Source organism: Culturomica sp., from assembly GCF_003524185.1.
In the GTDB taxonomy this organism is placed as follows: Bacteria; Bacteroidota; Bacteroidia; order Bacteroidales; family Marinifilaceae; genus Culturomica; species Culturomica massiliensis.
Window position 1 is genome coordinate 54,430 of sequence record NZ_DOED01000004.1, and the last position, 13,110, is coordinate 67,539.

Sequence of the window (13,110 nt, forward strand, 5' to 3'; positions counted from 1 at the left end):
TTTCCGGCCGGTTTATTTTATGATTTACGATTGACGAATCCTCTTTTTCGCCGGAGAGAATAGTGTGTATAATCTATAATCGTAAATCTAAAATCATAAATCGTAAATCGTAAATCATAAATCCCAATATGTCCGGCCTGTCTCAATGCTGTTCGTAAAGCAATTGATAATCTTTTTCCTTGCCTTTTTTAAACCATCTTTTGGGGACGACTTTCCAATCGTTGCGGCATTGGGGGTCCAATGTTTTTTTGTCCCGGATGTATTCCGTGATATAGAAACGGACATCTTTGGGCATGATTTTGATGATCCGGGAGTCGATTTCCGCCTTATCCCAGCCCAGTCCTTTTGTCAAATGACCTCCGCCGCCGTTTGCCCGGTAAGAGTTGATGGCTACGCTATACGTCCGGTTTTCATCGAACGGCGTACCGTCGGACATCGAAAGGATGTCGACCCGTTCGCCCGGTTGCTTTGTGACGTCGACGGTATATTTAATTCCGGCAGCACAGGAGTAGTTGAAAAAATCCGAAGCAAGTATATAGTAGCCTTTGTTGTTTTTCAGCAGCTTGCCGGTAGAGTCACTTTTAAAACGCAGCAGATGGTCTTTGGCCGATTGCATGGTGTTGTATTGCAATCCATAGGCATATTCAAGATAACGGTCGATTTCCTTGCCGGTGAAAGACAGGGTGTAAAGTCCGTTTTCATAACTGTATAGGTTGAACATGTCCCGGATGGTCACAGTTCCTTTCTGTATGAGAGCATCCATTTGTAATACGGTACTGAAAGAAATATCGGCTCCGGTGGTTGCCAGTTGTGCGTTGTGGATGAAATCGGTAAAGGCAGAGGGACCGAACAGGCCGTCGCGTCCGGACAAAGGCTCTTTAAATTCTCCGATTTCGGTATTGATGTATGCTTTTACCTTTTCAATAGCCGGAGCAAAGCGGTTCAGGTAAGCCGTATCTTTTTCAATTTTTGACAGATCGATTAACGCTGTCGTGATATTTTTGTCGTAAGCGTTTCCCACGCGGGTCAGCGTAATGTCAATCTTTCCGAGGTAATTGGCATGGGATTTCGGGTCGAGGATCACAACCTTGTGTCCGGCATTGTTCGTAATTTCCATTTGTTTTGCCTGGTGGTCGTGGCCGAGGATAATGACGTCGAAACCGTCCACCTGTTGGGCAACCAATACGCCTGCATTTTCATTGCGCGGAGTTTCGGCGTTTTCTCCTGCATAATTGTAGTTGAAGCCGGAATGGAAAAGTCCGACGAGTAAATCCGGTTGTTCTTTCTTTTGGATTTCGCTTACCCAATAGCGGGCTGTCTTTACCATATCTTCAAAATCCATACCTTCCCACAATTTTTTCGGCAGCCATTTGTATATACCGGGAGTGGTCATGCCCAGAACGGCAATTTTCAGTCCGTTACGCTCAATAACGGTGTAAGGCTGAAAATACGGTTGTCCCGTGGCTGTATTTATTGTGTTGGCCGAAAGCCAGGGGAAATTTAATTCGTGAACGATTTTATCGTATACCGGATGCCCGGCTTCGATGTCGTGATTGCCGACGGATGCCGCATCGTATCCCAGATAATTCATCACTTCTGCCGTCAGGTTGGTCACACCGGTATCGATGAAATTATAGTAATAGTCGTTGGGCTGGCCTTGCAGAAAATCTCCGTTGTCCAGAAAAATAACACGGTTGCTGTCCTGCATCCGGGCGTTTTTGATTGCCGTAGACACATTGGCCAGACTGCTTTTGTTCGGACGATCCCGTTTCAGGTCGTAATCGTATATCGTTCCGTGGACATCCGAAGTACAATAAATAGTCAGCGTGGCCTTTTCCGGTTTGGAATTACAGGAAACAGCCAGAGCCGATAAAAGAATGAGGTTGATCAACAACCGGAAAAAATGTGGTTTCATTTTGTTAGCATTTGAATTTTACACCGTAACAAAAGTAATAAAAAGAAACATGTAATCGGCCGGTTGTATAAATTGAAAAAATGTAAAAAATCCGGAGAAAATTTTAATAAAATTGTATTTTTTATATATTTGCAGAATTCCTCTACTTATAGATAGAGTGCGACCCCAAAATACAACAGTTTTTAAATATTTACACTCCCTCTACTTATAGATAGAGATACAGCCTTTAATTGATAAGGACTATACCTTTTCACGGGACAAAGATAGTATCTCTGTTATAATATCCATTAACAAAACGTGCGAATCTTTTATCATTTCGTTTTACTTGCCTTTTTTTCCTTATTTTTCTGCGAATTAGTGACTAACTTCCTGTTGCTGTTTGATTAACTCTCCCGGAGTACAATTAAATTCGCGCATACAAAACCGGTTAAATTGTACAGGAGAGTCGAAATTAAACAGGTCCATCAGTTCCTTGATTGTGATGTTCGGGATCGCAGCTTTTATAAATACCTGGTGCCGGATTTGTTTCAGCATCCATTGCCTGGGCGACATTCCGAACTCTTTTGAGAATTTTGCATAAAATGCGTTCTTACTCATCTTTAAAAGTTCGATTAATTCTTCCACATTTTCCGCCTTGGTATAGTTTTTCAATACCATATCTTTAAACTTCAATTTTTTCCCCATGATGGGAAAAAACAATTGTACAATTTCTTCTTTTGTATAAAATCCACGCAGATACAGAAAGAATTCCTTGTGTTTAATCTCGTGTAAATGAGCGCAGTTCATTCCGCTTTTCAGGCAGAACACCAGCAGGTCGATAAACTCGTTGAGCGGATGTCTGATTTCCAAAGGCGTGAAATCATAGTGAATATCGTTGCATAAATCATAATAGGATTGCAGCATATTGACGTCGCATACGTTTCGTACCATTCCGAAGCTGAATAACAGCAGCTTACAGTCTTTTTGGGTATAAGCGTCAACCAAAGCTCCCCTGGGTAAAAGTACCATTTCCGAAGAGGAGATTTTACGGTTGTCATACTGATTGCAACTGATAATGCATTCACCTTCAATGAGAATGACGACGTTGTTGTATTGCAGTTTGGGTTCATATACGTGCGTGCCGGGTGGAACTTCCAGGTATTTGAATCCGGTGTCGATTTCTACCTGGTAATTTTTACAACTTTGGTGTTCGTTTACGTAAAGTAATTTGTTTAATAAGATTTCCCCCATGTTCTTTGTTTTTACTTATTTGAACAATATTATGTTGGCTGTGTTTCAGCAAAGTTTCAGTATATATTTTTCTAATCATCAGATATACAGGTTTTTATGATGCTTGTTTGTATGTCTGATTTACATGTAATTTTTGCTGAAACATTTTCTTATACATTCTTGTTGTTAATGTGTTGATATACATATGATTATGACTTTTTATTTTCATGCACACTCTATCTATAAGTAGAGTTGATTTTTTATGTCGGAGAGTGGTGTGCTGCTTGACGAAAAAAGTGTAATAAAAATAAAAACTGTGTGTTTATTAATCATCTTAAAAGTTTGACTATGAGAAAATTAGTGCAATTATTCGTTTTAATACCCTTGTTAGCTGCGGGCTTATTGTCCTGTAACAAGGAGGAAGAAGTAGTGAAAGACCGGGGTACCGGTAATGTGAAAATGTCTTTCGGCTTTTCAGAAAATCCGGAAGGCCGTGCAGTTCCTGCTTCCGGTAAGAAACCAACGACAAGCTGGAGAGACAATGTGAAAGACCTGATTATTTTGTTTGCCAAAGACGGGGTTGTCGTAGATGCCCGTTCGGTTACCCCGCCAACGGCGGCAGATTTAAGCGAGCAATCGGTGAGCCTTAAAAATATACCGGCCAATACCGATTGCGACGTGTATGTTATAGCCAATTCCGGTCAAACCGGTATCAGCCGTCCGGGTTGGACGCCTGAAAATGCCAAAGGCCGGCGTACACAGGATTTGCTGATGGCTTTGACAACAGCCACTATGCCGGCCGGAGTAACCGGAACCGGTTATAATTCCCCGGCTGAAATTTTCATGGCCAATCAACGTGTGACAATTCAGGCGGACAGGGATAACAATATAACAACTCCTTTTGCCCTGACCCGTGTCGTGTCCCTGATCCGGGTGCGCCTGGTGCCGAAAGGAGACAACCTGAGTAAAATCGATTTTACCGGAACAGGTAAGGCTTTTATCTTTTTACGTCGCGTAAGTCCGTCGATGAATGTGCTGAAAGCTTTTACCGCTGTAGTTCCGACTGACGGGGTATTTGTAAATCAATCGTTTTTGGGCACAGAGCCGACTACCGGATATGCCGGTACGGGAAATATTCTGGGTAATGGAGTAACCTGCTACCGGGATTTCCTTTGTTTCCCCGGAGGTAGTGCAACTGCCGGAGCTCAGAAGTTCGATATTATGATCAAAGGAACGACCAAGACAAACGACTATATTCCGGCCGGAGCCACGAGACCGTTGGCGATTAATACACCGGTGTATTGGAGTGGAGCTATCAGTCAGGCTGTAGCCTCCAACGGAATTCTGGAAGTAGTTGTTACCGTTCAGAGTGTAGGTGACAAGGACGAACCTGAAGTCGGTTCTTACGGAAATCTTACGATCAAAGTAAATTTGGTAGATTGGGGTAATATAACTCAGACGGAATTACCTGTTTAATGTGTTGCCGCTTCTCCCGTAAAGGCGGTTTGGCGGGAGAAGCGGCTTTTATCTTGTTTTTTAATCGGAAAGGCTATGAAAGATATCAGTATAATCACGCTGGCAATGATCCTGCTTTGTATCATTTCGGTGGTGGCTGCCTCGCCGGTGACCTGTACAAAGAAAAGTAAGCCCGGTCGTAAAATCCAGTTGGAGGACCTGCCTGCCGAAATTCAGCATCTGCTGAAAGAAACCTGTTCCGGGGTTTGTTCTCCGCCCGAATATTTGACGTACCGCGGTAAATATTGTGTGGTATTCCATAACGGTGAGCTTTGGTTTGACGAACAGGGCGAATTGATCAAAGCTTGTTATTTGTTTACACAACTGACGGAAGGACTCCGGACATTGTTGCCCGGTAAAATCCGCATGCTTGTTGCCGAGCATTATCCGGGTACTTATATCTCCGGATTCGAACGTACGAAGGAAGGGTATACCCTTTTTGTTTTCGGACAGGTGGACGGTGAATTGTATTTTGATACTGACGGGGAAATCCGTATTCCGGGAAAGGATAAAAATAAGAGTGTGAAAAGTGTGAGGTTGCAGACCGTGGGAGATTTTGCCACCGGTGAGAGATTTTAGGAAAACAATTGTTTCCGCAAGTTGATTGTGGATTTGTGTGCTTCATTTACGGTTTACAGTCTGTTGACGGGGTGTGTGAAATGGATAAGAATAATAGAAATTGTAAATAAGATTTAAACGAGGGACGGGAAAGCGGGAAGAGAAAAAATAGACGTCAGAGCAATCTGTCGGCTGAAATAAAATATGAATATATGAAACTGAAACCAATGCGACATTTATGGAAGGAAAGAATCGTGGGGATGGTTTTGTGTCTGGGGTTGTTGTCCTGTAGCGGTGATTATTACGAGAAGGGAGAGGACGGGGAGCAGGGATTCCTGGCGCTGAAAGTGGGAACTTCCGGGACGGCTTTGACAAATTCGCCGGCCGGGGATATGCGCTTGTTGCTCTCCCGCCGGGGAGGGACGGACAACGGTAAGTTCAGTTACGAGATATACGGAATCAACCGCACGGGTACGACCCTTACATCTAAAATACGTACCGGTAACTGGTATCTTACGATGGTGTCCCCGCAGGGGGCTGCCTTGAGTAATCCGGTTGCCGGACGGCCACTGTCAGGACAACCCATGTACCGGTATGTACCGACTGTTGTAAACGGGAAAAGTACGTTTGCCCCTGAGTTTTTTTTCGGAAAAATCAGTCTGCCTGAGGTGCGGGAAGATCAGACGGTAACCGTCAATTCGGCCAATGTGGCACGCAATGTGGCGAAGGTGCGTGTGTATGTGGAAAGTGTGCGTAATATCGATCCTGCGCGGGAGCAGAACATACGTCTTTATAAGGTGCCCTTGCGGCTGGATTGGGAGGGGAAATTGCTGCCCTCAAAAACAAATCCCGATACGCTGGCATTGCCTTTACAGGGAAAACTGAATTTTACCTCCCGGGGGGACGGCACTTTCCGGAGTGATACGATGGTATTTATTATTCCGGCCCACCGTGGCACGGATTTCTGGAATGCAGACGGTACACTCAATCCCAATCCGACGGATTTGACTACGCTGCAGATGGATGTCGGGATCGATTTCAGAGACGGAAACGGTACGGTTGTCTGGTTGCGGAAGACGCTTCCTGCGGTGGTACGCTGCAATCAGATTCTGGATGTCAAACTGATCCTGAATGCGCTCGATATGTCTCTGGAATGTAATGTGACAACCTTGCCCGTTTGGGAGGAAGTTGCGGCTGACGATCCGAATTTACATTAATGTAATTAAAAGATATGAAATCGAAGATGAATAAACGATTCGGCAAAAAACAATGGTGGATGGCACTCTGTCTGTGCGTTTGTTTTCTGGCAGGCTGCGAAGAGGCAGAGCTGACTCCTGATCCTGTTCCGGGAATAAACGGGATGCTGCCCTTTAATCTGGGCTCTGCCATGTCGTCACAGAGCAAAGTGCGGGTAATCCTGTTTTCCGCTCCGACAGAAGCCGGAAACAAAAGTTTCCGTTATAATAAATTGTTTACCGGGCTCAGCGGATTCAATGTACCGCTTTATCCGGGGGAATACAACGATGTTTATACGGTTATCGACGAAGAGGAGGACCTTTCTTCCGTGGCCGGCTGGTCTTCTTTTGCCGCCGTGAAAATCAGCCGGAACCTGCCGGCGGTAAATGCCACTAAACAACGTTATTACGAATATAAAAATATACATGCCCCGAATGACGGGACGGGCAAAATACTCTATAACGGAGCCGATATCAGCAAGACGGGCTTGCGGAGCAGTGTGTATACCATGGCCCGCGTGTTTTTGTCTTTCGATCTTAATCCGGTTTTGGATGGGGTAAGCCTTCGTTTCCGGGAAGCGGAACTGAGTAACGTACCCGGGTTCGGTTACCTTTATCCCAAAGCCTATGACGGTACCGGTTACGTGAAAAAAACGATTCCTCTGGGGACTTCAACCGTAACCGGAGGCCTTTATAAGTTCGAAACCCAGTTGCTGGTGCCCGAATACCTGCTTGCTGCGGCTAACAACCGGCGTATGACATTGACAGTCCGGGCCGACCGTTACCGGGGAGCCGTGAAAGAGGGAAGTTCGGAGTATACCGTAAACGTGGGGAACGATATTGTTGCCGGAAACACGAGTCGGGATGTCAACCGGAATAAGGTATATACATTCAAATTTACGGGAGTAACCGGATTGGGGCAACAGGTGGACGACTGGCAGGTAAAGGCTGCCGTGGAAGCCTGGGATGAGCGTACTGTGGAGTCGGAAATCGGAGATGCCTACGGTTTTTTCCTGCAAACGGAGAAAATCGACGACTTTAAAGCTTACCGTATGCCGCGGTATGTGAGTTTTAAGGCTACGGGGCCGGGAAAGGTGTGGGTGGATAAGCCCCGGGAGCTAAACCGGGAGGATACGGTTGCCCGGAATGATTTTGTGTGTGATGTGGTGTGGGACGACGATAGCCACCGAAGCGGACAGTTGGCTTTGAAACTGGGCAACTGGCGCACGGGAGTTGGTTTTTCTGTCCGGATAAAGCTTAGGGCGAACAATATCGAAAAGACGTTGGTCGTCAACTGTGCCGGAGCCCGTTTTGCTAGCCGATATTTGGACGCAATGTCATGGGCCGAAGGTATGGGGTATACGAATGAAGCGAATACGGGTTTTAATAATGGCATATCGCAAGATGCTATGATCCGGTTGTATTCACAGGGGGACGAATATAGGGGGTGTGCCGGTTATTACGAGGGAACTGCGAACGACCCGTTGACAGGTCGGGGCTGCTGGCGGATGTCTACGATTCGGGAAGGTTTATTCTATATGAGATTAAAGGGTGGTCAGTATCTTTCTCATAAATTATGGGCTTCCGAAATTATGTGGAGTAATAAGGCGTATACAGCCAGTGGCAATGGACATATACCTACTGGTGATTTACATCATCCTGGTGATCCATATTATCCGCCTGCATATAGAAATTCTCTTCTCAAGGTACTTTGTGTGCAGGACGATAAACTGGAAAAGTATTACCAGGTGGAGGTAAACAGGGCCGATCATTCCGGGGAGGTGAATTTTGTAGAGGCTCAACGGATTTGTCAGAACCTGACCGAGGGCGGTAAAACCGGGTGGCGTTTGCCTACGGTTGCTGAAGGGGGCTATGCCCTGCTAAAGGCGGGGCGTGAAGGGATACCCAATAATTTCAATGCCGCTCTGTATTGGCTTGCGAACGGGCAGGCTGCCGGTCTTACTCAGCCCGGCGGGACAACGCCTCCGGGAGGTGTGGCCAATGTCCGTTGTGTCAGAAACAGATGGTAAGCTTATGAGTCGGGATGAAAGTATAAGACAGGGAACGGGTGAATGGGGAAGCTATTTTAATTTTTGATTTAAGATTGAAAAGTCGGAGAGTTTCAAAAAAGAATTTACAATGAAAGAAAGCTTTATGAAAAAAACGGTCGGAACTATTTGCCGGTGGGGGTGTTGCTGCCTGGTGTTGCTGCTTGGCGGCTGTCAGGAAGAGATCGTCTCCGGTCCGGATACCGGGGAGGAATTGTTTTCCCTGGGCTGCAAAGCCGAATCGATGAGCGAGGTGATTACCCGTGCGACTGCAACCGAGGAAAACAGGATCAATAACTGGGCGGTACTGATATTCAGAAAATCGGGAGCCGGCACTGCCGCCGATAATGTGCTGGAACGTATGGTTTCGTTTACGGGCAATGGCAGCAACCAAATGTTTGCCGTACCTCAACGGGAGGGAGAGCATTATGTATACGTCGTGGCTAATGCCAATAATTTGCTGGGCGGTATGCAGGATGGCGTATCCCGGGAATCTGCTTTTCTGGCACTGAAAAAAGCAAGCGCTCCGGGATCGGTGGCGCCTCCTTATGTGATGTGTTCTTCAAAAATCGTGCTGCCCCGGCTAAGTGTAAATGCTTTTAATACGGCTACGGGAGGAACGGTCCGGGTCAAAAGGAATGTGGCGAAGTTTACGGTAGAGGTTACAACTATAGATACAACTTTCCGTGCCGAAACGATCAGCTATATGTCGCTGGCGACAACGGGCAGCCTGGCGGCTTCAAATCCCGATCCGGCGACTTTGACACTGACCGGACGGGTAGATTTTTCAGGCACTCGTTTGTCCGAACCGGTTTATTTGTTTGAACAGCGGACTTCCATGCGGGATGTCAACTGGAAAGGTCCGGGTTTTTATCTGATACTGAAGGGGTATTATCAGCGCAGTACTTTGCCTTCCTACTATAAAATTGCTTTGCCTTCACCTGCCAACACGTTTGCCGACATAGAACGGAATGTGTACTACCGTCTGCGGATTACAGCCGTGAAAAATGCCGGTCATGCTACTTTCGCCGAAGCGCAAAACAGTGTCTTTGCGAACGACGTTTCGGTGGTGATCGATCCGGATATGACGGGTCTGGATGGGATAAATGAGGTGTATACAAACGGCTTGTATGAGCTGGGGTTGAATGCTTCGGAGTTCCATTTTTGCCGGGACGGTCATTATACTACGGTTTTGACTAAGGTTGTTACGAAAGTACTGGGGGACGGAGCGGGTGCTTCTTTGGATATGATTTACGAGACCGGTAATACGAATTGGCAGTTGAAGAATAATGGGGGCGGTAAATATGAGCTGAGTTTTATAAATAACGGAGCCGGCCAGCCGGATTCCGACGGTTTTTATACGATCACTCTTCGTTTCGGGACTTTGCGTAAAAAAATCAGAGTCAGGGTGAAAGAAGCTGTACTCCGGAACGGGGCGACCGTTCAGAAATTCAGGGCCGGTAACGGCCGGATTGATAAAGCGGATTGGCTTCCGGAGGATTGGATCGGTTTGGGCGTAAATTCCACCTACGATGTTTCTTATTTCTACGGTGAAATCATGAACTCATTGAACGAAAACATTTTTATCCTTACCCGGCCCGGTGGTCGTGCCGGCGAGTGGAGGAAAGTTTTCCTGATGGCTCCCGACCATGTGATAGAAGTGCATATCTATAAAAAATGACATATAAACAGACACATAAAATAATGAATTCGATGAAAACGATCTATTTCTTACTGTTGACCGCTTTGTTGGCGGTCGGGACGGCTGCATGCAGCAAGGAAGACAACGGCGGAGGGGCTGCCGGCGACGGTTTTGGTAAAGTAAATATGGCTTTCAGCCTGGAATCCGAGCCCGGAATACGTGCGATACCCCGGTCAACAGCCATGCCGACGACCAGTTGGAACGGTAATATCAAAGATATGCTGATTCTCTTTGTGGAAGACGGAACCGTGAAGGATGCCCGCAGTATACTGCCGGTTCCTGTCTCCGGCGATATGGCGGCCAAGCATTTTGCATTAACGAACATCAAGGCGTCGGCGACGGGTAAAACGTATGACGTTTACGTGATCGCCAATTCCCAGCAGTCCGATATCCGTGCCGAGAAAGCTACGGGAGGCTCCTGGGATGTGAACAGTTGTGTCGGTTCGCCGGTTACGGGCCTGCTGATGAAACTGGCCGTGAATACTGCTTTTACCCCCCAGGGAGCAGCCGAGGCCGGGTCTACCGGTTACCTTGAGTCTGCAGAGGTTTTTGTGGCGAAGAAAACGGGGGTCCGGATTCTGGCAGACCAGACCAACGACCTGACTGCGGCGCCGTTTCGTCTGACCCGTATCATTTCGATGCTGCGCGTGCGTATCGATCAGTCGAAAAACGGTAACAATGTTGTCGATTTTACCCATGCGGATGCCGGTTTCCGTATCCGTCGCGCAACCGTTTCTGCGAATCCGCTCGGTACGTTAGTCCGCGGGGGCATCAAAGACGTACTTTATACGAAAGGAGCTTTTCACGATGCGGAGCCGGCCAGCGGTTACAGTGGCGGAACGATATTGAATCCCGACCGGCACATTACACTGTGGAAAGACATCCGGATGTTTCCGGGCGGTTCCGTTGCCACCGGAAGCGAGAAATTTGACATCGTACTGACGGGCAAGGCCCCGGCCGGATATGTGCCTATGGGACATACGACGGGTTTGGCAGCAGCAGCCGATGTTGCGTGGACGGCAGCCGTAAGTACGGCCGTCAACCCGAATTATATCCTGGAGATCAATCTGACACTCGAACGGAAAGGTATATGGCTGGAGGATCCCGCTAATCCCGGTATTCCGGAGGTGGGCCAGTACGGAAATGCGGATGTGAACATCGAGCTGGTACCGTGGGCGGGAATCGTATCGGAAGATATTCCCGTTTGAGCCGGCACAAGGGAAATATCCGGTAAGATATTGATTCCTCCGGACGGCGGACTTAGGCCGGAAAGGGCGGGGCGGTTTCCATAACAGGGGATACAAATAATTCAAAGTGGAATGATGATAATGAATAAAATAATAAAAAACGGCAGAACCTTATTGGGCGGGTTATTGCTTGGCTGTATGGCCGTATCCTGTACGAAGGACTATTTCCTGGACGAAAATAATTACTGGATTTATGTCCCCCAGATAAAGGACCGCAGTATCCAGGATTTCTATGTGGCTTTTCACGATGCTGCCGGCAATCATTTGCGTACCAGCCGGTTTGCGGCCGCTGATTTTAACCAGCCTTACGTGACGGACGGTATTATCCGTTCGAAACTGAAGCCCGGAGAGACAAATGTGATGTGTTTCGCCCAACTGAATACGATCGAGGTGACGGAAGGACAGCCTTTGGCAGATTCCTGGCTGGCTCTTCCGGTGGTGGACAAGAAGGCCGGGATTTATGCTCCCGGAAAATTGGATTGCCGCATGCTGCAAAAAGTGGCGGAGGTGTTGCCTATAGGACATGCCGGTGCCCGGGTAGCCGATACGGTCGATATAAAAGAGGACCTGGTGTATCTGGGGACTCTCGTGCTTAAATTTAAGAAGCTGCCGAAGGTTGTCGACCGGGTGGAGGTGATTTATTCGGGACTGGCGACGCGGATGAGTTTTAGCGGCAGTTTCACCACTTTTACGCCCGGCGACCGGGTGAAGGCTTCCTATTTGCCTTTGCATCAATCGGACAACGAAGAGTTTAAGGATAGTTTTCTGCCTTCTTCGGGAACCTTATTGGAAGGGGTCGCTCCCGAACGTCCTCCGCTCGGGCTGGAAGTGTTTTTCTATAGCGGGGAAGATCAGGTCGGTTATTTTACTGAAAAAAACCTCTCTGAAAATTGCCCGGTGACGGACGGAAACGGTGAACCGTTGCCAAAACCCTGGTTTCTGGAGCCGCGTCATACGGTCAGTTTTTGTTTCGAGGGCTTTACGATGGTAAGCGTACAGCTTGTGGGATGGGAAGATATCGGACAGGGTGAAACAACTCCGGTATAATAAAATGATTCTGTACTAAATGAACTATAATATGAAAAAAGTATTGTGTGTGTGTGCCGCCGGATTGATGTGTTTTTTCGGATCCCGTGAAGTCAGCGGTCAGGCTGTCAAAACGAATGCGCCCCTGCTTCTGGCAGGCACGCCTAACATCGGCTATGAACAAACGGTCAGCCGTCAGATTTCTTTGAATGCCGATATACTCTGGGCTCCTTATATGTTTAAGAAAAACGAGACGGTTTTTCGGGCACTGATCGGAAGCCTGGATGTACGTTACTATTTTAACCCTAAATACTACTATACCAACGACCAGTATGACGGTTTTTACCTGGGTCCCTATATTGAAGGCGGAAACTTCAATATAGGCCTGGACCGTGGGGAAGGCCGGAATAGTAAACGCTATAAGGGCTGGGGCATTTCTACGGGAGTGTCTTTCGGCTATAAATTTTACCTGTCAAAGCGTTTTCGCCTGGATCTGAATGTGGGAGTGGGATATGCCCATTTACAGTACGACACCTATAAGCTGGGCGGTGAATGGGCAAATGTCCCGCTTTCCCTGAAAGATACCAGGGCTTGGGTAGGTCCGACCAAATTCGGGGTGCATCTGGTGTATAATCTGTTCCGTTAATTTAAAGCA

10 protein-coding genes are annotated in these 13,110 nt (G+C 47.2%); 8 read left to right on the forward strand and 2 right to left on the reverse strand.

Going from position 1 to position 13,110, the window contains the following annotated elements:
- Nucleotides 1–142: 142 nt before the first annotated feature.
- Both DD657_RS01085 and DD657_RS01090 read right to left on the reverse strand, forming a co-directional pair.
- The gene (locus DD657_RS01085; RefSeq protein ID WP_021986602.1) at nucleotides 143–1,915 is read right to left on the reverse strand and encodes a bifunctional metallophosphatase/5'-nucleotidase; all 1,773 of its coding nucleotides are present in this window, start codon (nucleotides 1,913–1,915) and stop codon (nucleotides 143–145) included.
- 354 nt (nucleotides 1,916–2,269) lie between these two features.
- Entirely contained in the window at nucleotides 2,270–3,145 is an 876-nt protein-coding gene (locus DD657_RS01090; protein WP_287048082.1) for a helix-turn-helix domain-containing protein, read from the reverse strand.
- 327 nt (nucleotides 3,146–3,472) lie between these two features.
- On the opposite strand from DD657_RS01090, the gene DD657_RS01095 reads away from it, so the two are divergent.
- From DD657_RS01095 to DD657_RS01130, 8 genes are all read left to right on the forward strand, one after another.
- Entirely contained in the window at nucleotides 3,473–4,600 is a 1,128-nt protein-coding gene (locus DD657_RS01095; RefSeq protein ID WP_287048083.1) for a hypothetical protein, read from the forward strand.
- Between the two features lie 75 nt (nucleotides 4,601–4,675).
- Complete coding sequence (locus DD657_RS01100; RefSeq protein ID WP_021986599.1) at nucleotides 4,676–5,218, forward strand: PepSY-like domain-containing protein; 543 nt, start codon at nucleotides 4,676–4,678, stop codon at nucleotides 5,216–5,218.
- Nucleotides 5,219–5,409: 191 nt separating this feature from the next.
- Nucleotides 5,410–6,414, forward strand: coding sequence for a hypothetical protein (locus DD657_RS01105; RefSeq protein WP_287048085.1), 1,005 nt, complete (start codon nucleotides 5,410–5,412; stop codon nucleotides 6,412–6,414).
- 26 nt (nucleotides 6,415–6,440) lie between these two features.
- Nucleotides 6,441–8,462, forward strand: coding sequence for a hypothetical protein (locus DD657_RS01110; protein WP_287048087.1), 2,022 nt, complete (start codon nucleotides 6,441–6,443; stop codon nucleotides 8,460–8,462).
- A gap of 109 nt (nucleotides 8,463–8,571) precedes the next feature.
- Nucleotides 8,572–10,161: a hypothetical protein gene (locus DD657_RS01115; RefSeq protein WP_287048088.1), complete on the forward strand. Its 1,590-nt coding sequence runs from the start codon at nucleotides 8,572–8,574 to the stop codon at nucleotides 10,159–10,161.
- A gap of 32 nt (nucleotides 10,162–10,193) precedes the next feature.
- Entirely contained in the window at nucleotides 10,194–11,390 is a 1,197-nt protein-coding gene (locus DD657_RS01120) for a hypothetical protein (protein WP_287048089.1), read from the forward strand.
- 120 nt (nucleotides 11,391–11,510) lie between these two features.
- Nucleotides 11,511–12,476 carry a hypothetical protein gene (locus DD657_RS01125; protein ID WP_148453413.1) on the forward strand — a complete coding sequence of 322 codons (966 nt, stop codon included), beginning with the start codon at nucleotides 11,511–11,513 and terminating at the stop codon, nucleotides 12,474–12,476.
- Nucleotides 12,477–12,507: 31 nt separating this feature from the next.
- Nucleotides 12,508–13,101 (forward strand): DUF3575 domain-containing protein, encoded by a 594-nt coding sequence (locus tag DD657_RS01130; RefSeq protein ID WP_021986593.1) that lies wholly within the window; start codon nucleotides 12,508–12,510, stop codon nucleotides 13,099–13,101.
- Nucleotides 13,102–13,110 lie beyond the last annotated feature (9 nt).